27 protein-coding genes and 1 pseudogene are annotated in these 23,196 nt (G+C 33.7%); 9 read left to right on the top strand and 19 right to left on the bottom strand.

What is annotated here, in order from left to right; translation table 11 throughout:
• Positions 1-202: 202 nt before the first annotated feature.
• From K9V48_RS02845 to K9V48_RS02810, 8 genes and pseudogenes are all read right to left on the bottom strand, one after another.
• Positions 203-868, bottom strand: a pseudogene (locus K9V48_RS02845) (thymidylate synthase); the annotation flags it as partial.
• Between the two features lie 343 nt (positions 869-1,211).
• Positions 1,212-1,997 carry an anthrax toxin lethal factor-related metalloendopeptidase gene (locus K9V48_RS02840; RefSeq protein ID WP_224136737.1) on the bottom strand — a complete coding sequence of 262 codons (786 nt, stop codon included), beginning with the start codon at positions 1,995-1,997 and terminating at the stop codon, positions 1,212-1,214.
• Between the two features lie 537 nt (positions 1,998-2,534).
• Positions 2,535-3,131: a YpjP family protein gene (locus tag K9V48_RS02835; protein WP_224136736.1), complete on the bottom strand. Its 597-nt coding sequence runs from the start codon at positions 3,129-3,131 to the stop codon at positions 2,535-2,537.
• Positions 3,132-3,456: 325 nt separating this feature from the next.
• Complete coding sequence (locus tag K9V48_RS02830; RefSeq protein ID WP_224136735.1) at positions 3,457-3,588, bottom strand: YuzL family protein; 132 nt, start codon at positions 3,586-3,588, stop codon at positions 3,457-3,459.
• Between the two features lie 31 nt (positions 3,589-3,619).
• Complete coding sequence (locus K9V48_RS02825) at positions 3,620-4,399, bottom strand: class I SAM-dependent methyltransferase (RefSeq protein WP_224136734.1); 780 nt, start codon at positions 4,397-4,399, stop codon at positions 3,620-3,622.
• Between the two features lie 57 nt (positions 4,400-4,456).
• Positions 4,457-4,891: a BrxA/BrxB family bacilliredoxin gene (locus tag K9V48_RS02820; protein WP_224136733.1), complete on the bottom strand. Its 435-nt coding sequence runs from the start codon at positions 4,889-4,891 to the stop codon at positions 4,457-4,459.
• Positions 4,892-5,227: 336 nt separating this feature from the next.
• The gene (locus K9V48_RS02815) at positions 5,228-6,358 is read right to left on the bottom strand and encodes a conserved virulence factor C family protein (RefSeq protein ID WP_224136732.1); all 1,131 of its coding nucleotides are present in this window, start codon (positions 6,356-6,358) and stop codon (positions 5,228-5,230) included.
• Positions 6,359-6,467: 109 nt separating this feature from the next.
• The gene (locus tag K9V48_RS02810; protein ID WP_224136730.1) at positions 6,468-7,079 is read right to left on the bottom strand and encodes an HD domain-containing protein; all 612 of its coding nucleotides are present in this window, start codon (positions 7,077-7,079) and stop codon (positions 6,468-6,470) included.
• 159 nt (positions 7,080-7,238) lie between these two features.
• Here K9V48_RS02810 and K9V48_RS02805 point away from each other — a divergent pair, with 159 nt between their 5' ends.
• Positions 7,239-7,481, top strand: coding sequence for a hypothetical protein (locus K9V48_RS02805; protein WP_224136728.1), 243 nt, complete (start codon positions 7,239-7,241; stop codon positions 7,479-7,481).
• Positions 7,482-7,518: 37 nt separating this feature from the next.
• Here K9V48_RS02805 and K9V48_RS02800 read toward each other — a convergent pair whose 3' ends face one another.
• Complete coding sequence (locus tag K9V48_RS02800) at positions 7,519-8,007, bottom strand: glutathione peroxidase (protein WP_224136726.1); 489 nt, start codon at positions 8,005-8,007, stop codon at positions 7,519-7,521.
• A gap of 63 nt (positions 8,008-8,070) precedes the next feature.
• Complete coding sequence (locus K9V48_RS02795) at positions 8,071-8,577, bottom strand: hypothetical protein (RefSeq protein WP_224136724.1); 507 nt, start codon at positions 8,575-8,577, stop codon at positions 8,071-8,073.
• Positions 8,578-9,223: 646 nt separating this feature from the next.
• On the opposite strand from K9V48_RS02795, the gene metA reads away from it, so the two are divergent.
• The 4 genes from metA to cspD all read left to right on the top strand — a co-directional run bounded on the left by metA (position 9,224) and on the right by cspD (position 13,315).
• On the top strand, positions 9,224-10,132 hold the full coding sequence (gene metA / locus K9V48_RS02790; protein ID WP_224136722.1) for a homoserine O-acetyltransferase MetA: 909 nt from the start codon (positions 9,224-9,226) through the stop codon (positions 10,130-10,132).
• Positions 10,133-10,415: 283 nt separating this feature from the next.
• Complete coding sequence (locus tag K9V48_RS02785; protein ID WP_224136720.1) at positions 10,416-11,573, top strand: diglucosyl diacylglycerol synthase; 1,158 nt, start codon at positions 10,416-10,418, stop codon at positions 11,571-11,573.
• Positions 11,574-11,699: 126 nt separating this feature from the next.
• Complete coding sequence (locus K9V48_RS02780; protein WP_224136718.1) at positions 11,700-12,695, top strand: metal-dependent hydrolase; 996 nt, start codon at positions 11,700-11,702, stop codon at positions 12,693-12,695.
• Between the two features lie 419 nt (positions 12,696-13,114).
• Positions 13,115-13,315: a cold-shock protein CspD gene (gene cspD / locus K9V48_RS02775; RefSeq protein WP_046590248.1), complete on the top strand. Its 201-nt coding sequence runs from the start codon at positions 13,115-13,117 to the stop codon at positions 13,313-13,315.
• Positions 13,316-13,476: 161 nt separating this feature from the next.
• On the opposite strand, the gene K9V48_RS02770 is transcribed toward cspD, so the two are convergent.
• Positions 13,477-13,677: a hypothetical protein gene (locus K9V48_RS02770; RefSeq protein WP_224136716.1), complete on the bottom strand. Its 201-nt coding sequence runs from the start codon at positions 13,675-13,677 to the stop codon at positions 13,477-13,479.
• Between the two features lie 196 nt (positions 13,678-13,873).
• On the opposite strand from K9V48_RS02770, the gene K9V48_RS02765 reads away from it, so the two are divergent.
• Positions 13,874-14,140 (top strand): DUF2564 family protein, encoded by a 267-nt coding sequence (locus K9V48_RS02765; RefSeq protein ID WP_224136715.1) that lies wholly within the window; start codon positions 13,874-13,876, stop codon positions 14,138-14,140.
• A gap of 72 nt (positions 14,141-14,212) precedes the next feature.
• On the opposite strand, the gene K9V48_RS02760 is transcribed toward K9V48_RS02765, so the two are convergent.
• Positions 14,213-14,389: a zinc-finger domain-containing protein gene (locus K9V48_RS02760; protein ID WP_224136713.1), complete on the bottom strand. Its 177-nt coding sequence runs from the start codon at positions 14,387-14,389 to the stop codon at positions 14,213-14,215.
• Positions 14,382-15,068 carry a reverse transcriptase-like protein gene (locus K9V48_RS02755; protein WP_308012492.1) on the bottom strand — a complete coding sequence of 229 codons (687 nt, stop codon included), beginning with the start codon at positions 15,066-15,068 and terminating at the stop codon, positions 14,382-14,384. Before K9V48_RS02755 ends, K9V48_RS02760 begins: the two co-directional genes overlap by 8 nt.
• 319 nt (positions 15,069-15,387) lie before the next feature.
• Here K9V48_RS02755 and K9V48_RS02750 point away from each other — a divergent pair, with 319 nt between their 5' ends.
• Both K9V48_RS02750 and K9V48_RS02745 read left to right on the top strand, forming a co-directional pair.
• Positions 15,388-15,774 (top strand): reverse transcriptase-like protein, encoded by a 387-nt coding sequence (locus tag K9V48_RS02750; protein ID WP_224136709.1) that lies wholly within the window; start codon positions 15,388-15,390, stop codon positions 15,772-15,774.
• 120 nt (positions 15,775-15,894) lie between these two features.
• The gene (locus tag K9V48_RS02745) at positions 15,895-16,803 is read left to right on the top strand and encodes a DMT family transporter (protein ID WP_224136707.1); all 909 of its coding nucleotides are present in this window, start codon (positions 15,895-15,897) and stop codon (positions 16,801-16,803) included.
• A gap of 22 nt (positions 16,804-16,825) precedes the next feature.
• Here K9V48_RS02745 and K9V48_RS02740 read toward each other — a convergent pair whose 3' ends face one another.
• Positions 16,826-17,101, bottom strand: a complete 276-nt coding sequence (locus K9V48_RS02740) for a DUF6123 family protein (protein ID WP_111614323.1) — start codon at positions 17,099-17,101, stop codon at positions 16,826-16,828.
• 154 nt (positions 17,102-17,255) lie between these two features.
• Here K9V48_RS02740 and sspL point away from each other — a divergent pair, with 154 nt between their 5' ends.
• Positions 17,256-17,396, top strand: a complete 141-nt coding sequence (gene sspL / locus K9V48_RS02735) for a small, acid-soluble spore protein L (protein ID WP_224136705.1) — start codon at positions 17,256-17,258, stop codon at positions 17,394-17,396.
• Positions 17,397-17,408: 12 nt separating this feature from the next.
• Here the strand turns inward: sspL and K9V48_RS02730 are convergent, their stop codons facing one another.
• From K9V48_RS02730 to K9V48_RS02715, 5 genes are all read right to left on the bottom strand, one after another.
• Positions 17,409-18,305: a 5'-3' exonuclease gene (locus K9V48_RS02730; RefSeq protein ID WP_224136703.1), complete on the bottom strand. Its 897-nt coding sequence runs from the start codon at positions 18,303-18,305 to the stop codon at positions 17,409-17,411.
• A gap of 253 nt (positions 18,306-18,558) precedes the next feature.
• A complete protein-coding gene (gene ypzF / locus K9V48_RS28965) occupies positions 18,559-18,693 on the bottom strand; it encodes a protein YpzF (protein ID WP_263432704.1) in 135 nt (44 codons plus the stop codon).
• A gap of 100 nt (positions 18,694-18,793) precedes the next feature.
• A complete protein-coding gene (locus K9V48_RS02725) occupies positions 18,794-19,060 on the bottom strand; it encodes a DUF2533 family protein (protein ID WP_224136702.1) in 267 nt (88 codons plus the stop codon).
• The gene (locus tag K9V48_RS02720) at positions 19,053-19,241 is read right to left on the bottom strand and encodes a hypothetical protein (RefSeq protein ID WP_224136701.1); all 189 of its coding nucleotides are present in this window, start codon (positions 19,239-19,241) and stop codon (positions 19,053-19,055) included. Before K9V48_RS02720 ends, K9V48_RS02725 begins: the two co-directional genes overlap by 8 nt.
• A gap of 70 nt (positions 19,242-19,311) precedes the next feature.
• The gene (locus K9V48_RS02715; RefSeq protein ID WP_224136699.1) at positions 19,312-22,905 is read right to left on the bottom strand and encodes a dynamin family protein; all 3,594 of its coding nucleotides are present in this window, start codon (positions 22,903-22,905) and stop codon (positions 19,312-19,314) included.
• Positions 22,906-23,196 lie beyond the last annotated feature (291 nt).

Genomic DNA, 23,196 nt, shown 5'->3' with positions numbered 1-23,196 from the left:
CATCCTCTATATAAGGATGCTCCCCATTTCGGATACCAATAGCTTGTATCCTACGAACAATCACGTTCTGGTCGTTGCACCTTCCTAACTATAGGCTTGGCTCAGGATTGCCCACCGTCCATTCATATTAATCGGTTTGGGTGTCCCCTGAATTAAAGGAGTTTTACAATACAGATTACTCTGTAAAGGCGCTAAGCTGTTAACGCTGATATAATTGGCAACTTAACTTACCATCGGCAACATAAAATTGAAATAATGTATGACAGGGTGGCAAAACTGCTCTATTAGGCTTGGCGTCCTCAGGGCTCCATGCCGATACAATTAATCTTCTTGAGTCTGGATTCGTTTTAATTGTATCAATAACATCTTTTAACTGATCAATTGTTTCTCCAGTTGATGTTTCCCATGCCCTCCATTGTTTCCCGTACACATTTCCTAATTCTCCGTATTTTTTGGCAAATTCGTCATCATTCAATATATTTTGTTTGAATGTTTCCATTTCTTCTATGTATAATTTATTAAATTCTTCATCTTGTAAACTGCGATGTCCAAAGTCAGTCATATCTGGACCTTTGTATTCATCACTTTCAATCCACTTCTTAAACGCCCATTCGTTCCAGATATTATTATTATGTTGAAGCAAGTATCTAATATTCGTATCCCCTTTAATAAACCACAGTAATTCACTAGCTATTAAACGAAACGGGATTCTTTTTGTTGTAAGTAACGGAAAACCTTTGCTTAAATCAAATCTTGTTTGATATCCAAAGACTGAAATGGTACCGGTACCTGTACGATCGGTTTTTTCTGTTCCTTCTTCTAGTACGTGCTTCAGCGTGTCTAAATATTCGTGTTCTGGATGTTTCATAAAACCACTCCTCTACATTCAATGCATAAGTAATATCCGAAAAAATATGCACTAATACTATAATACAATACATAATAAAGCGCAAAATAATAAACGCTTGAAATCAATTTACGAAAGAAGAGACATGTTTTCCTGCCAAGCATTTTATAAGAAAAGCGCAAGTGCCTTGTTCAGCCTCAGGCATAGCATAAGACGCTTTTGAATAGAAGGCGTACTTTGCTTCAATTCAAAAGTGGCTTATGACCTCGAGGGGCTGGACACGAAAACTAAGTCAAAAATTTATACTTTCTTATCATTCGAAAAACTACAAGGGTTTAGTTAGGTTTATCTACTAAGTGTCCAATTAGATTATAAATTCTAGTACGTTCCCGTTTGAACCTACCAGACTGTAATTAGGCAATACTACATAGCTTTTATTTTTCTGTTTGGCAGCTTGTTCTTCTAACGATTGGATAAACAAAAATGTCTGTGGTGCTTTTTCCTTAAGTATTAATCTGGAATCACGACTGTAATAATACATAGCGAATGATTCTGCAAAATACTCCTCAGGAAAATTGATAAAATAATCTCTATCCGGAAAAAGTTTCTCTGCCTCTCGCTTCCATATCGTAAGAAAGCTTGGATCATTACGAACGTAATTAAAAACATAGCGATCAATTGCATGAGCAACTTCATGCAACTCTAATGAAACAGAACTATGGCCTCTCCCATATTCACTATGCCCAACCTTTACATAAACAAATCGATCACTGCTCATTCCAGGTACTTGATCCCAGTTAGGACCTGAGGTGGAATATCCTCTTGGTTTTTTGTCTTTTAAACTACTTAATCCGTTTTGATCAGTTAACGAACCATTAAAAAACTTTATTTGAATATTTTGATTTGCTGCGAGGCTTAAGATATTTCGATCAATTTTTTGTACATTTTTTATCATAGTCAAAGCTTCGTCTTCTACAAATGTTGTTTCAGGTAATAAAATCATTTCTCCTAGTATTGGATCGGATAAAGTTACTTCAGATGACTTAAAGGAATAGGCAGAAAGTCGAATTCCTTCTGGCGATGCTTTAACCAAATGATAAAAAGGAATACAAATAAGCGAGATTAGAAGAAAAAAAATACCCTTTTTCATGGTGTACATCCTCTCGATGATAAAACGGACTTTTTATTCGTGGATTTTTCGATGATCATAACAGTACAATATCAACCTTTTAACGTGGTACAAGTAGAAATCGACGGAAATATTTCGAATCTTTTACTAGTAGAATAACATAATTAGTCCTATTAAACTAGATTTCTATAAAGTTCAACAAATCTTTTAAAAAAAGAGTGACTTATCCAATCTTTACTGACAATTTCCCCCTACCTATCTTCTTTGCTTCTGTTTCGTTTCAGGAAGCACTATATATATTTGTTCTGTTATAGGAAACTATAACATTCTTGCACAGTGAATAAGCGCACGGTATCCAGCTCCAGCGCCTCAGGGTCATAAGCCACGCATGAATTGAAGGCAAAATTACGCCTTTTCTATTCACACGCGTCTTATGCCTGCCTTAGGCTGATCAAGGAGCTTGCGCTTTGTTCTTCTTTTTTCCCATAGAAAAAACACGCAAACATAGTTGCGTGCTCATAAATACACAAGTTAATAATACATTATCATAACGATGAATCAATGATAGGACATCCAATTAGGTGGCGTATTTTTGTCCCAGTAAATACTTCCTAAATCTTTATGTGAGCGGAATGAGTCATGGTACGTATGATAATGGAAATTAAACCAATACCCTTCTAACGGACGATTATCTCTTCTGACATGAAAACGTAATACATCTTCACCTGTTTGTGTATTATATATATGGAAGATTTTCTCTCCTGTGCCACCTGATGGTTTTGATACCATTAAATGCTGAAATTGTTCATCATTCTCTACATCCAAGTAGTATGTAATGATTTCTTCCATTCTAGGAAAAATGATATCTTTAAATTCATCTTCAATCACAACGCCAATTTTATCTCCAAATTTAATAAATGACTTTTGTTCTGCCTCTGTAAGTATATTTGCTAAAACTTGTTCTTTTGATAACTGAAGCTGGTCTTCTACTATAATTGGAGGTACAACGTGTTCTATACGATCCTCATTAAAAGGAGATTTCGTAACATCTTCAGAAGGTTTTGCTTGAATCGCTAAGGATGCAGGAGGTGTTACAAGCCCAAAGGTCACAATTGAGAATAGTATGAAAAGTGATTTTTTTAACCATTTATTCATAGTAGGTCTTCCTTCCAAAAATACTAATCGATATAACAATATTTTAACATATTGATTTGGTAAAAACATAACAATTATATGACAAATTAGGTGAAACTTCTTTCAATAAAAAGAAAAAGCGTTTAAAATAAGTTATACAAACAAATAATAATAGTTATTACTTGGGAGGTTTTAAAAAATGGGTTATGATACTCTCTTCTTCATTGGATGCTTCGTTACGCTCGCATATTTTATTTATGTGGAAATTGCAGATTAATCCGTACAGTAAAATAATATTGCTCTTTAATAAAAATGAAAGCGGGTGCATAAAAGCACCCGCCGATTTTTACACTTTTTTCTTTTTCTTCCGTGCAGAATCCATTTGCTTACCCTTTGTTTCATTCATTGTCGTACCTTGACCCTCTACATCCGCAGAACCTAATACTTCCCTTGAAGGATCTACTTTTCTTTTTGTCATAATGATAACACCTCCACATTGTTATCATTCGCTATCCCTCTATTTCTATAACACCATAATGAAATTTTGCAGATTTACGAACTAATACATGAAAACCATGTTGTTCAAAACGCCTACTTTTCCAATGGTCTTTTAAAACAATTCTGCGTTTAGCAACTCGCTTCGCTTCATTTATTGTTTCTTTTTCCAATGGTGAATAATTTGCTATATGCTTTAATGGTACTAGTCCAACTGATTCTTCAATTGTTTCCTCGAACATCGGATCAAAATAAATAACGTCATAAGATTTATCAGGGCAGTTGCGGAGGAAGGATAAATGATCATATGTTGAAACATCAATTCGTCTCATAGCATCATCTAGAGCATTTAATCCTGTTTCCCATTGTTGCAATCCCACCTTTACGATAAAGGCTAAATTTTTACTTCCTTCTATCCCCTTAACGATTCCGTGCTCCCCTACAGCGTAGCTCGCAACAATACTATCTGATGCTAATCCAAGTGTACAATCTAAAAAGGAATCGCCGTACTGAAGGTTACAAGCTTCACAAAGTGGATCTTTTTCACCTTTTATTAGTCTCTTAATTCTAAACATTGCAGAATTAGGATGAAAAAACAATGGGCTCTGTTGATCAAAGTAGTGTAATTCGATACGATTTTTCCCGACAACTAGAACATCATCTTTGCATAGTCTTTTTATACCCTCAACTGAAGTTTTGTTTCGCTTAATAAATGAACCACTTAGCTCTAAAGCGATTTGCTCAGCTGAATGAATTAGGTGATTATTTGGTCTTCCTGAAGTAGTAACAATCATCTTAAGTCTCAACTTTCTAGTTTATTAAGAAAAAAAGGATGCAAATTCGCATCCTTTTTAACAGTTTTTCTCAAATGCAGTTTCTAAATTGTGCATGATATTTTCAATAGAATTCCCTTCAATATCATGACGAGGGATAAAGTGAACAACCTCTCCATCTTTCAATAACGCCATTGATGGTGACGATGGCTCATATCCTTTAAAATATTCACGCATTTTACTAGTTGCTTCTTTATCCTGCCCTGCAAAAACTGTTACAAGCTTTTCAGGCTTTTTCTCTGCATTTAATGCAGCTTGTGTTGCAGCAGGTCTTGCTAATCCTGCTGCACAACCACATACAGAGTTAATAACAACAAGAGTTGTACCTTTTGGATCTTCCATAAACTTTTCTACATCTTCCTCTGTTGTTAATTCTTCAAATCCAGCATTTGTTAGTTCTGCTCTCATAGGCATTACAATTTGCCTCATATATTCATCATATGCCATTGACATAATAAATCCCTCCAAATCATCACAGTTAATTAAAGAATACTATAGGGTATTTGACATTGCAAATATTGTTATTTCGAGATCACTACTTAATTTACCAATCAAAAATAAAGTGAAACTTCTATTTGCAGTAGTTTGACGACCCGTATACGCTATAATTAAGAAAAGCGCAAGCACCTTGTTCAGCCTCGGGCAAATAAGACGCTCAGGAATAGAAGGTGTTCTTTGCCTTCAATTCCTGAGGGGCTAGGCGCTGGAGCTGGACACGAAAACTTAGTCAAAAAATTGATACTTTCTTATCCTTTAAATAAAAGTCGTTTATTGACTGCCTTTTATTACCTATGCTTGCCCTTTTCTACTCTCAGTCATTTGTTTCCAAACAGACCCTTTTGCTTCTTCTCCACCTTCAATTCGTTCAATCGCCATTTTAACTTGCATACTTACCTCGAATTCTTGGTCTTCCTCTGCCTGCTTTAATGCCGGTAATGCCATTTTATCGCCTACTTCATATAAGAACATTGCCGCTCTCCATCTTACAAGTTTATTTTTATCTTTTAATGCATCCATCATTGGTTTCATAGCAGCGGAATCACCAATATCAGACAAACAATCACCAGCTGTTCTTCTTACAGTTACGGATTTATCCTTTAATGCTTTATATAATAAAGGTAATACAATTGGTTTTTCAATCATCCCTAAATAAACGGTAGCTAGCCTTCTTATTGATGGCTTTTCATCATCAAGCGCCTTCTCTAAAACGGGAAGATCATCTTCATTTGGATCCATTTGATCCAAATGAGCAAAGCGCTTTGACCAATCTTCATCATCTAACATATCAAGTGTAACTTTATATGATTTTCTAACTAGTGTATTGGATTTCTGCTCGATCTCTGCTGATGCTTTAATAAGCCTTTGTAAACGATCGTTGGAATATGCAGCACTTAATTCTTCAACAACTTCCTTTCCAATCTCCGCTAGATCACCATATCGTACACCATGTTCTCGCCATTGACGGTCTAATACGATGTTCTCATTAGATTGCTGGGCATTTAAAACAGCTGCTTTAAAGCGATCAGGTAAACCATAACGCTCTTCAGTCATGCCGTCTGTTAGTTTTACCTGCATAGGTATGTTATTAAACATTTGTACAAATACCTTTACTTCTCCAAATGCTTCTTCTTGAAGTAGCTTGTTTGAATTTCCTTCATCTACATCTTCACCAAAAGCTAGACGTACTTGTGCTAAAATGTCTTTCCAATCGTATTTTGCATTTCGTTCAACAGCGAGAAAATCCGCTACATGATAAACACCTTTAACTCCTTCAATATGTAAGATATCTCCAATAATCCCTGGTGCTTCATTCGCCTGTTCCTTTTTATAGTTATTGCTTTTTCCAGATGGTAGTTCTTCTGACAAAAGCACTTTCATCGTATTAGGGCTAGGAGTTGGTTCAATCGACTTTATTTTCATTACGAGCACTCCTTTTCATTCGTGATGTTATTGTAACATAGCAGCATTGCCATGTCCTATTCGAAGCATTTTGGTCATTCAAATTGGGATGCTCCAATTATAATTAAGCTTATTCTTCACCATTCCATTCTTGATAAAATTGATCTAAAAATTGATACAAAAATTGATGTCGCTCTTCAGCGATGCTCCGCCCTGTATCTGTATTCATCAAGTCTTTTAGCTTCAATAATTTAGCGTAGAAATGGCTAATGGCATCGGTCCCCTCATGGTTTTCAGGATGATAGAGAATGTTGCCCTTTGAACCTGCATATATAAATGTTCTCGCAATTCCTATCGCTCCAATCGCATCAAGTCTATCTGCATCTTGAACGACTTTTGCTTCAAGTGTTAATTGACTAACAGGGGTATTTTTCCGAAAACTTATTACGTTTATAATAGAGATGACATCTGCAGCAATTGCTTTTTCAATGCCAATCTCTTCTAAATAACATTCAACATCATTCACATCAAGTCGCACGGTTACCGGGAGCTTGTCATCAATTAAATCATGTAGAAGAGCGGCTAATTCAACAACAAAGATGTTAGCATGCTCCACTTCACCAATTCGAAGTGCATTCTTTCTAACACGTTCTATGTGCCACCAATCATGACCACTTCCCTCTAAATGAAGCTTGCGATGCACAAATTCCTCAATCTTACGAATAATATATTTTTCTTCCATTCGGTTTGCTCCTCTAAAAATGATGTGGCTTCCTTAAATTCAATAAAGTCAAATTGAGTTTGCATCAGTGGAGGACTGCCCATTAAACTATTTTAAAAGAACTAAGGACTAGATGTTCATCATATCCTATTAACAAATCAATTTATAAGGGTGAACTGTATGAGAATTAGGAGAAATATGGGTCCAATTATAGGTCAAGCTTGGACAGGGAGACATGTTGTCTTACTTCATTGCACAGTAAATAATCAATTGAATATGCTTTACAAAAGCGAACATGCACCGATTGAGCCAGCTCGCCAAAATTGTGCTGAAACATTATCACAGCTGCTAAGTATTGGCTATCGTATTTACGGAATTACAGCTCTTCCTTCCAATCAAGTTCAATATTTCTTAGTACTATGAAGGGAGATTCATTCTCTACACGCTAGCTGAACCCCGTTCACAATACACCTATCAATTGTTTTTCTATGTCTTGTTTTATTTGATTTGGCTTCGTACTTGGGGAATAGCGCTTAACAACTTGACCTTTTGAATCAACCAAAAATTTCGTGAAATTCCATTTAATCGCCTTACTTCCTAATACGCCCCGAGCATTAGTTGCTAAATGAATAAATAGTGGATGAGCGTTTTTTCCTTTTACATCAATTTTAGAGAACATTGGAAAGCTTATGCCATAGTTCATTTCACAAAAACGTTCTATTTCACTATTCCCTCCCGGTTCCTGCTCATTAAACTGGTTGCACGGAAAACCAAGCACGAAAAACCCACGATTTTTAAACTCTTCATACAATTGTTGAAGTTCCTTATATTGTGGGGTAAATCCACAATTACTAGCTGTATTCACGATCAGTAAAACTTTATTTTCAAATTGTTTTAGTATTGTCATTTCACCTTTTATCGTCTGTACTTCATAATCATACATGGTCATGACCATCCCTCCTTGTAATATGATAATTACATAGAAAGTAATCTAAGTACAACGATTAGCATATTAATATTTCGACATCATCTTAAGCAATGAAACGGATTGATTGACAACATTTAAAAGTTCTTCAAGATCGTCTTCACCATATCTTCTCTGAAAAGACACTTGATATTGATGATAAAAAACTGGTGAACTCGATGTTAGCTCTTTTGTAATAAATAGCTTAATTAAATGATCCTCCTCCCACATTTTTTGAAGTTTTTTTAATAAAAACTCATCATATTTTGAGTTCTTCAACTCTTCTTGAAATGATACCGTAAGTTGACATCCAGGTTTTTTTATTGTTTGCAATAATTCTCCCGCTAATTGTTTTTGACTCATCTCTATTTCGAAATTCACAGCTGGATCTATCCTATTTACATTTGAAAAAGTGATAATGCATTTTCTTGACATCGTAGCTAGATCGACGATATCGTTTCTATTTGTTATTGATATGTTATTCTCTAAATCTAAATCATAAAGATAACCCTCAACAACTACTTTTAAGTTATCAAAAACTGTTGGATCAAACACTACTATACCTCCTCAAAAAATAACCAGTTGAAGCCGGCTTCTTCCATGCCTTACTTAACTCATTAAACATATTGTTTTATAAAAAATGTCGATATCAGATGTAAATTCCTTTTTATGATTCAGGTTATTTAAATTACCTTTATTTTTTGTCTTAACTATCTATCCAAAAAGAGAATCCGTTACTTTCAAATCTAGGTGATTAGCTTACTCTCCTTTATAAACAATTTAAATTAATTCCTTACAATTTCCAAAAATTGAACTACCTTCACGAAAAGTTTGAATTGAAATAATTTTCTAATCTTTCTATAATAAAGAAATTAGTTACTAAGTTAATTCACAAACACCTTAGTCAGTCACATTCAAGCAGGAAGTAAGTAAATAAATAGTGTGAATATTCAGTTTTGTCCTTTAACCAACGCCAAAACACATATCCAGGCTCTAGAAGGTGTAATGGACGCTGCTCTTTTATTACCTTACTACATTTGCAAGTACTGTACGGTTTAAACAATGGCACTGATAACCGATAATGCGACGATCTGTCTCACTGGGTTCAAATACTCGAATTGTGCTGCGCAGATAAACACAAAAAAACTAAGTCTAAAACAAATGAATTCTAGTACTAAGAAATTATACGGGGGTGCTTTTTTTGCCGATTAACATACCGAGTCATTTACCAGCAAAGGAAATTTTAGAACAAGAAAATATATTTATTATGGACGAAAAAAGGGCATATTCACAAGATATTCGTCCATTAAATATTTTAATCTTAAATATTATGCCGGAAAAAGAAAAAACAGAAACACAATTATTACGACTACTAGGGAATTCACCACTTCAATTGAATATAACGTTTTTAAGACCTGAAACCCATAAATCAAAGAATACAGCATATGAACACTTAAGAGAATTTTACACGACATTTAAACATATCCAACACAAGAAATATGATGGAATGATTATTACTGGCGCACCAATTGAACATTTAGAATTTGAAGAGGTTGCTTATTGGCCAGAGTTAAAAACAATTATGGATTGGACAAAAACGAATGTTACATCAACTTTACATATTTGTTGGGGCGCACAAGCAGGACTTTTCCATCACTATGGCGTAAATAAATATAAATTGGAAAAAAAATGCTTTGGTATTTTTAAGCATGAAATTATTAATCCCAATGTAAAATTATTAAGAGGTTTTGATGATTACTATTTTGTACCACATTCAAGACATACAGAAGTACGAAAAGATGAGATTGAATCAGTTTCAGAGCTGCAAATACTTTCTTATTCAAATACGGCTGGTGTTTGTCTCGCAATGTCAAAGGATGGAAAGCAGATTTTCTTAACAGGGCATCCAGAATATGAACGAACAACTCTTAAAGAAGAGTATGAAAGAGACCTAGCAAAAGGGATTACAATTGATATACCCGAAAACTACTTTGAAGACAATGACCCCAAAAAGAATCCCATTCATTGTTGGCGGTCACATGCAAACCTTTTGTTTGTCAACTGGTTAAATTATTATGTTTACCAAGAAACACCTTATATTTGGAACTGAATACTGTCAAAAATTGAATAGGATAGAGATTATCATTTCCTCTATCCTATTCGGCACTGAAAGATTATTGTCAAAGAAGGGCAAAAAGGCTATCGTAAAACTCCTTTTACTATCTTTACAATAATTTTACATCTTAAGAAACACTTAATAATTACTTTATAAAAAAGTAATAATTTTATGGTAATCTATAAGTCAAAATCATATGATTCTCTCATATAATTTATTTAGAAAGACATCTTAATAGTTAAGTTGATTCGTTTCTGATTAGATTGAGGTGAAAATGTTGAAAAGCAAACCAAAAGTATTAATCTTAACAGCCAAATACGGTAATGGTCATGTCCAAGTAGCAAAAACATTAGAAAATCAATGTAATAAGCTCGGTTTTCAAAAAGTTATTGTATGTAATCTATATTCTGAATCCTTCCCTGTCTTTTCAGAGATTACCCAGTTTTTATATTTAAAAAGTTTTTCATTTGGTAAACAGTTCTATCGTCTATTTTACTATGGGGTAGATAAAATTTATAACAAAAGAATGATGAACCTCTATTTTAAAATGGGACATAAACGGTTACACGAAATTGTTACAAGCGAGCAACCTGATATGATTATTAATACGTTTCCAATGATTGTCGTTCCTGAATACCGAAAAAAAACTGGAACAGTTATCCCAACCTTTAATGTTTTAACTGATTTTTGTTTACACAGAATTTGGGTTCATGAGGATATTGATAAATATTATGTCGCAACGAGCCATGTAAAAGAAAAACTTGTCCAATTAGGAATCCATCCGAGTACTGTTAAAGTTACAGGCATTCCAATTCGGTCACAATTTGAAGAAGAAATAATGAGTAGTGAAATTTATACGAAATATAACTTAGATCCTAATAAAAAAACACTTTTGATAATGGCAGGAGCTCACGGGGTTTTAAAAAATGTAAAAGAGCTTTGCCAATCGTTTATCTCTAAAAGTGAAGATACCCAAATTGTTGTTATTTGTGGAAATAATACAATTTTAAAAGAAAGCCTTGATCCGTTAGCAACCAGTTTCCCCGAACAATTTAAAGTGCTAGGCTATGTCGAGAGAATCGATGAACTTTATCGAATTGCATCATGTATGATAACAAAGCCCGGCGGAATAACCTTAACAGAAGCAACAGCATTAGGTGTGCCAGTTATACTTTATAAACCAGTTCCTGGTCAAGAAAAAGAAAATGCACATTTTTTTGAAGATAATCACGCAGCACTAATTGTAAATCAAGTAGCGGATATTACTGACGAGGTTCACAAATTATTAGATGATGAAAAAAGATTGGAACAAATGAAAAAGAATATTCGAGGGCTTCATGTTCCTCGATCTGCTGAATTAATTATTGAAGATATCATCAAGGAAGCATCATATATTAGAGATAAACAGTCGATGGCCGGCTCCGTAAATTATTAGAAATCCACGGCAGATTTTTTTGCCTTAATTTTATATTATGCGATGATTCATATAATATAAAATCTACTTTTCTAAATAAATGACAAGGGTGAATAAGGGGTAATTTCTATTACCTGGAGGGTCAAAATGGACACAAGTACTCATATTACAATGGGATTCGGATTAGCAGGACTAGCATATATAGATCCTGCGGTAGCTGCTAACCCTGAGCTTGCTCATGCCATTTTAATAGGAACCGTTGCTGGTTCCAATGCACCTGACTTTGATTATGTCATAAAGCTTTTTAAAGGCAATGGCATGTATACCGAGCATCATCGCGGAGCATCTCATTCAATTCCAGCTTTGTTTATCTTGACATTAATTATATCTAGTGTTATTTCATTATTTTTCAGTCATATTACGTTTTTACCACTTTTATATTGGACATTTTTAGCGGTTATCTTACATGTTGGATTTGATATAATGAACACCTATGGAACACAAGCTGGAAGACCGTTTACAAAAAAATGGCTCTCCTTAAATTTTATTCCCTTATTTGATCCAATTATTATCCTAATTCATGTAATTGGTTTTATCTTGTGGTTAACCAATTTCTCTCCTGGAATTGTCTTTTTCTATGGATACTTTATTCTAACAGTCTATCTAATAATACGATTTTTCGTATCCTTAGAGAAAAGAAGGTATATTACGGAGGCAACCAATAAAATGGGGGAAATGACAATTATCCCAACAATGTGGTTGCAAAAATGGGATTTTGTTCATGAAACTGAATCAACCTATCAGGTCGGTTCTATACATGGGAAAAATATTAATTGGATCCATCAATTTGACAAGGCTGACTTTAGTTGTGAAATCATTAATGTTTCTTTAGCTGACAAAAATGTTCAACATTTCTTAGCCAATTCAAAACATACACATGTCCTTTATTTTCCAACACCATCGGGTTTTGACGTCCAATGGATTGATTTACGGTTCCGGAACAAGGATTATTACCCATATATGGCTATCGTCAAACTTGATCGTTCACAAAACATCATAGCGTCATATACTGGTTGGGTACATAATACTAAGAGGCTTGATGAGAAGCTACTTTCAACGCAAAATCGAGCAATTCAATTATAGGTTGAAAACCTCCTTTTAAAAAAGTCTGATCACAGCCTCACAGTTGCGGTCAAACTTTTTTAAATTTGCTAATGAGTGTTTTTTAGCTAAAAACACTCATTAGCTAAAAGCTCTACTTATAGTTGACTCCCCTGTTAATCTGAAACTTTTCCATCTAAATATTCTCCATGCACTTTGACGATTATCTAATCATACGTAATAAAGAATTATACTACTAATTTTTTATTAAGAAATTTCTGAAAGTTTTGTAAATGTACTCATTTTAATCTTGACGGGTATTGAAAAATTGTTGTATAGTTAATTTATCATTAAGCTGAGTATATATGGTAACACACTGTGAATTCATACATATCATATTCCGATAGTGATAAAATTTTTTTAGCACCACCTGTGCTACAGTATTAGGAGGATTAACTACTATGCAAAATGGTAAAGTTAAATGGTTTAACAATGAAAAAGGTTTCGGTTTTATCGAAGTTGAAGGCGGAGACGATGTATTCGTACATTTTACAGCTATCCAAGGTGATGGATACAAATCGTTAGAAGAAGGTCAAGAAGTTTCTTTCGAAATCGTTGAAGGTAACCGTGGCCCTCAAGCAGCTAACGTTACAAAGTTATAATCACATACTAAGATTCTTGCTATCTATTCATAAGCAATAATAAATAAGAACCACTAGAGGCTGAGTTTTCTCCGCCTCTTTTTTACATGTTCAAACTATTAGACAACAATGTGTTTACTTTTATATTTTTATCCACATCTATGATTTCTATTAAAATCCATTTAACGAGTGGTACTCATGTTTTTACTCACTAATAGGTATTCAATCGCTTTAACATTTTGCTTTATCCCTTTTTCTATTCTGCTTACTTCAAATTGGTTGAATATATTCGAGTTGTTCGCTATAAAGACTAATTTATCAAGATCCCGATAAATTTCTAAAAACGCTTCTTTAATTGTTGTATCTAATGACTCATCCACCATGTTAATCTCACTCCTAATAGTCCATAATTTTACAAATAAATAGTAAAAAGGTTATATAATCGTGTAAGCTTTTTACACAGCCATCATCTTTCTTCATTTTAACATGTCATTTCTGTTTACGATATATAAACAATTGTTTTTTTTAGCGAATATTTTTCTACTTAAATTCAAAGACTATAGCTTGGAGGTGTTTTTATTGCAACAAATAAACCATACTGGATTAATAAGTGGATTGAATGAATTAGGCCAGATTGAGATGTCAGTTAAAGCAGCTCAAAAAATGGTTGGTTCAGCTACAATGCAGCAAGACCCAGAGGCCCTTCAGCATGCTGAAAATGCGATAAGGGATGCAAAGGATATGATGAATCGTGCACCTCAAACAGGTGTTGATCAAGATTTTTTAGCGAAGCAACAGCAACTACTTGATCAATGCGAGCATCAATTAAACGAAGCAAGACATTAAAAAATCCGCTTTATGCGGATTTTTTAATGCTTAATGAAGAGAAACTTACTTGATCTTTACGAGCAATTCCCCCTACGATAATCTTTCTCCAATTTCTTTAATCTTTTGACCAACTGTACATTTATTTATGCAAAAAGCATGTGCATATCGTTTTCCAAATTCATCCCGAAAATGCTTTTTCAGTAAGCAATTAACACAATAAGTATCTAAAACTTCGCTCAATTCATGTAATGTTTGTTTTTTACTCATTATCTTCAACTTCCTCATTTAAGGTCATTTTACTTCTTATCTCAATTCCGTTCATTGCTTGTGTAGCAAGCTTATCAGCTTCATTATTTTCTTTACGTGTAATGGCTTCATACTCAGGTGTAATACGAAGCTTTTTTAATTTAGCTTCAATTCGATCTAACCAAATGATAAATTCTTCCTCATAGCAAGGCCATTCTCCTGAAAGCTGGTTAATCACAACCTGTGAATCACCCTTAAATACTATCTTCTGCTTATTAATTCCATATTCCTCAAGAACGTTAACCAAATATAAAAATGCCGCATATTCCGCTTCATTGTTTGATGTTAGCTCATTTACCTTTTCGTTGATTCTAATACGATAATCGTTTCCACCTTGAGTATAATAAATAACTGCCCCAAAGCCGGCTAGCTTTATACTTTTTTGATATCCTCCATCAAAGTATGCAACAACATTCTGCGGTTCATCTTTTACAATTTCTTTTAATCGTTTCAATTCCTTTAATGTCCAGGTTTGTCCGTCTTCTGATATAAAATTAAGCTGCTTTACTCTACCAGTAAGCATAAAATCTTCTGCAAGCATAATTGTTTCATTAAGAGAAAGTAAATCAGTCGAAATAATCGTTTGTATTTTTTTTTTCGTTTGATAGGTCCATTCAATACTATACTTCAAAAGCTTCACTCCTGAATAATTAAATCCTCATTAGGATTTAGATTAATTTTGATGAAAGAAAACTCTTTATATTTACTAATATTTTCACTATGCTATAATCGTATTCGATTTACAGTTTTTATGATTCAAAATCTTCTCTGAATGAATGCATATGTCCTTAATATCACCCATAATATGATTGCATTGATTATCAGCCAGAGAGCCTTAGTTCGGAGTGCTTCTTTTCATTATTTCAATTTATTCTTTTTTTATTAGCTAATGCTACTTATTTTAACATCGTTTTGTTTTTTGTTAAACATTTTACATTATTAGGAGGCAATCAAGCGTAATGATCGAGATATATGTAGATGGTGCCAGTGCTGGAGACCCTGGAGTGTCTGGTGCTGGAGTTTTTATTAAAGGCCACGGAAGTGCCGAACAATATTCATTCCCACTTGGGATGATGACTAATCATGAAGCTGAATATCATGCACTCATTAAAGGCATGGAAATTTGCATCGAGAAAGGCTATCAAATTGTATCCTTTCGAACAGACTCGCAGCTCGTCGACCGCGCTATAGAAAAGAAATTTGTGAAAAATCAGTCTTTCATCCCTTTGCTAGATCGAGTTTTGGAGCTAGCTAATCAATTTGAACTTTTCTTTATAAAGTGGATTCCTAGCAAAGAAAATAAAGTAGCAGATCAACTTGCAAGACAAGCAATTTTAAAACAATAAAGCACGACTTCCATCAGTGTGGGTTTTCTTTATCCTTCACTGATGGTTAGCGGGATTTATCGGGGGTTACTACCTGTTAATCCTTGATAAACGAAGAAAAAGTAGAAAGTTGTGAAGAACATGAAAAAAACATTTTTAGCTGATGGTAGCTTATTATTTGTAGCCTTCATTTGGGGAGCTACATTTGTCATTGTACAGAAAGCAATTCAATTTCTCCCACCGCACTTATTTAATGGTACTAGATTTTTATTAGCCGCGCTTTTGTTATCATTATTTTTAAAGAAAAAAACAAAAATAAGTTTCACTATTGAATCGGTAAAATCGGGTATGTTTTTAGGTTTCTTTTTGTTTCTTGGCTATGCTTTTCAAACAATTGGTTTACTTTATACAACTTCATCAAAGGCTGGATTTATTACTGGTCTTAGTGTAATGATTGTTCCATTATTATCCGTCTGGATTTTAAAAGAAAAGCCTCGTTCTATTATCTTTTCAGGTGCGATTATAGGAGCTATCGGCCTTTATTTCCTTACTGTTGGAGATATGTCAGGTTTAAATCTTGGAGATCTACTCGTTTTTTTCTGTGCCATTGCCTTTGCACTTCATATCATATTTACTAGTAAGTTTTCTAAAAATCATGATGCTTTACCTTTAACAATCGTTCAATTACTAACTGTTTCTCTTTTAAGCTTTTTTAGTTCAATCATCTTCGAACAATCATCTATTTCATTTGAGAGCTTTATTAATAAAGATGTATTGATTGCATTAGCTATTACATCTGTTTTTGCAACAGCCCTTGCCTTTCTTATCCAGACAAAATTCCAACAGTTTACAACTGCTGCTAGGGTGGCTTTGATTTTTGCAATGGAGCCAGTATTTGCTGCACTTACAGCTTTTATCTTTATTAATGAACGATTAAGCGGAAATGGACTAATTGGCTGTTTCTTCATCTTTACCGCAATGATTGTTACTGAACTGCCAGACATTAGACAAAGCAAATGGTTTAATCTAAAACAAAAGCATGGTATGTAAAGGCTCGGTTTAACCGGGCTTTTTAAATTAAATTTAACGATTGAACATAGCTAATGGCCTGTTTTCTGTTATTTATCTTTTCTTCTTTAAACATTTCTAACAAAGATATGAAAAAGGAACCATCAAATTCTTTTTGTATTTTTAAAGTAAGCTCTATCGCAATGATGACCATTTCATCCTGTGTATCAGTATATTGTTTACCAAACTGAATAAAACCGGTTACATCATCTCCTAATGTAAATCCTTTACTTGTAAGAAAATCCACATAATCTGATACCTTATTAACCTTCTTCCCCACTATGTACCATCCTTATTCCATTAGTATATATTCAATAATAGCGAAATCTGTCGATGAATTCTATCACTATTTGAATAAGTTACTCATTCTTTCATCAAAAGCTTAATTTTTTTCATTATAAATGGTCATAATACCAGTGGAGGTGTCAAAATTCATGGGCAGTGCCAAAAGAGGGAATAACCGTGGTAAGAAAGCAGCAAGTGTCAATCCACAAGGACATGGAAAAGATGTAGAATTCTCATCCGAACCACAAAGTAAGCTTGAAAATGCCGCTAAGAAGAAAAACACAAAGTAAAACAGAGAGGCCCTACATTGCCTCTCTCACCTCAGTTATGTTCTTTACTAATGTTTGAACACCTCTAAGCTCATGATTCTTTATCATTGCGTATGCTTTTTCTTCGTTAACATTTAATAGTGTTTCTTCAAATATACAATCTAAAGGGACGTGACAGTTAATTTCTGCAAGTTCTCTTGAAAGATGGAGCATGTCCAAATCATTTTCAATTTTCGTTTTTTGACCTTTCGTCAACTCATTTATATTTTCAAGAATTCGATCAATCGATTTATATTGAATGATTAGCTTATAAGCAGTTTTTTCCCCGATTCCTTTAACTCCGGGGTAATTATCACTTGAATCGCCCATTAATGCTTTTACATCAATAAGCATATGTGGTTCGATTTCAAATTCTTCAATAAACAATTGTTTCGTGTAATGTTTGTAATTACCAATTCCTTTTTGGAAAATTAGGACATTTACATCATCATTTAGCAGTTGAAGAATGTCTCTATCACCAGTTAAAATAGAGATTTTCATTTCATTTTCGAATTTTTTCGTTAGTGTCCCTATACAATCGTCCGCTTCATACCCTTCAATCCCAATGTTCGGAATATCTAAAGCCGCCACAACTTCTTTCGCAAGGTCAAATTGTGGAATTAATTCAACAGGTGCTTCTGGTCGATTTGCTTTATAACCATCAAATAGTTCATTCCGATACGTCTTACTTCCCATATCCCAACAACAGATCACATGAGATGGTTTTGCATAGTCAATCGCCGCAATAAGATGTTTCAAAAGCCCAGTTACCGCATTTGTTGGAATCCCTTTACTATTAATCATAAACTGTCCGTAAACTGACGTCGCAAAAAAAGACCGAAATAATAAAGCCATCCCGTCAACGATTAACAAATGGTTTTCTTTCTTCATCTAATTCCCCTCTCCCTTAAATACTAGTAGTATCATAACATATAATGACTACCAATGGATTGGAACTTCAATCCAAGAGTAGGCACAAGAGTATTTTTTGGTATTCGAAAAATATAGTGCTCACACTGCAAGCCTTTTCTAAGCTCTTACAAATATTTATCGCAAAACCATCTCTACTTTAATTTACTAAAGCTTTGATGTGTGGATTTACAGAAAGTTAAGAAAGGGCAAAAATAAAAACCAAGCCAATGGCTTAGTCTTTATTTTGACTGCTTAATTTTTGGGCTTCATTTTGTGCATATGATGCAAATTCTGTGTTAAATCCATTCTTTTTCTTTGCATTATTGTTTCGTTGTGCATTCGCATTTCCAGGCTTTGTTCTTCCCATATCATCCACACCTTTCAAGGTTAATCGAGCTTAGCTTACCACCAACAGCTCAATTTAAATCTAAAAAAGTGAATAATGCGATTGGCAAAGAAAGGAATAATTACTTTCCGGATTTTTTTTGGACAAAATCTTGAACCATTTGCTTTGTTACCATTTTACGTGTAGGAACGATTCCTTTAGAAGCTAATCGGTTCATTTCCCCTGTTATTTGATTAATTTTGTCTACCTCAAATGGGAGAGAACTTACACATAATTGGATTGCTTCGTCTATTAAGGACTCTCGCATAGCCTCTAGCTTTAAAAATGATTGGATATGGTTATGCTGATTTTTACTGTGCTTTGTTATTGCATCATGTACATTACTCATTTACGTCACCTCTTTTTTCCATAAGCCTGCTAACATGTTTCTTAGGATCCCAGCATTGAAACGAATAGGATGGCTTTGTTTCATAATTTAGCCGACTACATAGATAGCTCATTTTCCCATCTAATCGTACTGCTTGAAAATGAATACATGTAGCACAAACCCGATACGTTTTTGAGTCCATCCTAGTTCCATCCTTACATGCAAATAATTAATTAATATTTTTCATTTTACCATAAGATTGCTGTTTCGTTTCAATCATTTAAAAGATTTATGATTGCATTGAGTTTAACCTGTTCCTGCTTTAAGTTTTTAGTATCATCAGCCTGGATATCAAGAAGTGCTTCAAACCCCTCATCTGATTGAACTTGTATCGTTTCCACTAGGCTTAAATGGATACTGTTAACCACACCTTCATAATATTGGCGAAATTCCTTTGTGTAATGTTCTAACATGACCGAAACTGGTCCATCAAAACGATTAAGTAAATCATCACTCATGATCTTTTTCTCGTTTCTTTCAAAGAAGGACTTTGGATTTTTAAACAACTTTAACGCTGGTTTTAAATTTTCTACCATTTCCAACGAAAATTCCACCACAATATTCGGCGTTTGAATTTCCTGTGGATCAATCTTTGTCAATGTCACTGATTCAGATCGTTTCTTTATCAACTGTGAGATTCTCGAGAATTCATCAGCTAATACCTTTTTGATAAAGCTTTCCACTCGTAAAGTTGTCGCTTGTAGCTCCTGCACTAATTCAAATTCGATTGTACGAATTAACTCATTTAAACAAGTCAGCAATGCTTGTTGACTATTATTCGTCTGGTTAAAAACCCCTGGATGAAACGATTCTCTAAAGAAATCATTAAAACGTAATTGTAGTCTTTGTTTCACATAAAAAATCAGCTCTTCTATTTCCTGACTAGTATTTTTAAGCAGGTGTGTATTTGTCAGATCTCTCAATTGCTGATTTACTTGCTGTTTTTCTTCAATTAATACCTGTTTTATTTTTTCCTTTTCAGCTTCATCCTTTAAAGCTGCTTGAATAAGTGACTGTAATCGTTCATTCGTGCGTTTCAAATCCTCATTTATTGAAACAATTGATGTATTTGTCAATTCTTGTTTAATAAAATAATCAAAACGTTCTTTAAACTGAAGATAATCAGAGTCGCTATGATCTTTGTTCGAAAGGATATTCATGCTTGATACGCCATATAAGCGGATGTTTCTAATTTGTTGTTGTAAAAGTTGATCGCGGATAAAGTCTTTTACAAGTTCTACTTCTTGTTCATCCTTTGCTAAATCAATCGCATTAATAATAAAAAACATTTTGTCTAATGTAAACGAATCCTTTACACGTCCTAATTGACGTAGAAATTCTCTATCACCTTTTGAGAAAGGATGGTTATAATATGTTACATAAAGAATCGCATCTGCATTTTTAATATATTGAAAGGCAACATCTGTATGCCTTTTGTGCAATGAATCCGCACCAGGTGTATCAACTAGAGTAATCCCCGCTTTTGTAATTGGGCAATCATAATAAATAATTACTTCTTCAACTAAACATGCCTTTTCTTCGTTCGCAACAAAATCCTGAAACGTTTCTTTCGTTGATATGATATGCAAACCATTGCTTGTAAGAGTGAGATAGTCTGGTAGTGCTTTTTTGTATTTTTTTATGCTATCTTTTTCAGCTTGATTTTTACCATCTACATTTTTAAGTTCATCAATAAGATCTGCGAAGGACATATCCTTATTAACAATCGAAGGGACACTTTCAAAAACTTCTTTCATTAATACTTCTTTGGTTTTTAATTTTACTTCCACCAACCCATGTTTCTTATGTGCTGTTGTTGGCGCAATTTTATTAATTGTTGCTGTTGTCGGAGTTGGTGAAGAAGGCAGAAGTCGCTCACCGATCATCGCATTCGCAAATGATGATTTTCCAGCACTAAATGCTCCAAATAGTGCTACTGTAAATTCACGATTGTTATAACTATTTACTTTATTCTCTAATGAATCAGTAAATTGCTTAAACCCACGAATTACTTTCAGACGCTTGATTGCCTCTTTCGTTTCGTTAATAAATTGTTCTTTATTATCCATATTTTTTGTCAATTTCTTTGATTCTAATACTGAACCCATTTTCTCTGTTTCATTTTTAGATGATTTTTCTATTTTTAATGAGCGCTGCACTCGATGCTGATAAACTTGGTGTTCAAGAAGCCATCGTTTGCAATCTAAGTCATTTTCAATTTTACTATCAATTATTTTAAGTAAAGCTTTTTCATAGCTAAGAAGTTCATCAAACTTTAAAATGATTCCTTCATAATAACTGATTCTGCTTTCACATTTATTAAGTTCCTGAGTAAATAGATCAATGTCATCTTGGTGATTACACGCAAGTTCATTCATCATTTGATCAACAATTTTCATAACTTCATGTTTACTTTGCTTCTTAATTAAATCACTAACATCTGAAGAATAAGTCAAAATATATTGATTGTTATAAGATGCGCCAGGCTTTAGGGCATCAACAATGATTTTTTCCATTATTACAATTGAAAACGCTTGTATTTGATGATGCAAATTAACGTCATGTAGCTTGTATTTCTGTATAAACTCTTTAAATAAGGGTGTAAAGTGCCATGTGATTTGTGTTTCAACGTTTTTCTTTAAGTCTGCAAACAATTCTTTTTTTCGTTTGTTTCGTTCTTGTTCCGTTTTAGATTTTGTGAAAATAATACCTACTTTAAAAGAAGGATCCACTGCTTCAATAAATGCAGCTGCTTTTTCTCTCGTTTCATACGGAATAAGATTGGCACTTTTTAATATCGTTGAAACTTGTTCATTCATTTCAGTTTCGATGTTCTTTAATTTTCTTTTCTCTTCTGTTAGTTGATCAATTAATGAAATTTTCTTTTCTTGAAAACCCTTCATTAAAGTTAAAGTCTGTGATTTGTCAACATCTGTTAAATTTAATTGATCTTTATATTTTTCCAAATGTTCAGTTATTAGGTGATTGACAGCGGTTCTCACATTCTTATTCATGAACTCTACTTTTTGATCTACAATCACACGAATAATCTCTTTTATCTCATTCAATTGATTATGCTTATGTTGATCATTCATTAACGTTGTAAAGAAAACGTCCTGTTGATGAAGTCCTATTTTTGCAAAAGAAGTTTCGATTTGTTGTTTAAACTCTGAAAATGGTACTTCATTTTCTCTATGCTTATCAATTTGATTAACAATCAGAAAGATCTTTTTATCTTTATTTTTCATTTCCTTTACAAATGAAAGATTTTCTTCCGATTGAACATGATTATAATCTGTTACATAAAATATAACATCCGCAATGTGTAGCATCGATTCTGTTGAGAGTTTATGTGCTGCATCCGTTGAATCGATCCCTGGTGTATCCATTATGACAACATTTGCACTAAGATTGCGGTAAGGACGTTTAATGTATACTCTCTCAACCTCATCACCATGTTTACAATATTCCTTTATTTGTTCGATTGAGTAATCTCCTGTTAGTTCAATTTTTTCTTTTGCTTTTGAATATAATGTAACTTGTTCTTGCCCATTCTCTAATAAAACAAGATTTGCACTAGTAGGTATTGGACTAGTAGGTAACACTTGTTCATTTAGTAGCTTATTAATCATGGATGATTTACCTGCAGAAAAGTGTCCTGCAAATGCAACATAAAGCTTATCATTATAAAGTTTATTCACTAACTCTACAAGCTTTTGTGCACGTTCATGATCATCGTTTTCCATAGTCTGATGAAGCTGAATTAACCTTTGCATGAATTGATCCGTTTTTAACGTAGCTATCATTTTTATCCCCTTTGACTTTATGGCGCATTTATTTAATTTTATTTTACAGAATTCTTTTACTTTTTTCCATATGAAAACAGGAGCTAACGCCTTTGGCTAGCTCCTGTTTCCTCAAAAGTACATTATTTGTTCTTATTTATTATATCCTGAGGATATTTTTTCAAAAATAAAAGCTCACATTAAGTGGGCAAAATATTATGCCTTCTTGGCAGTATCTATATTTTTTAATATGTAACCAATTAATACACTATATGCAACAACGGTACAACCTACAAATAGCATTGTCATATT

This window comes from Metabacillus rhizolycopersici (genome assembly GCF_020075705.1).
The sequence above is the reverse complement of the archived record's forward strand: the minus strand, read 5'-3'. Positions and strand labels throughout refer to the sequence as shown.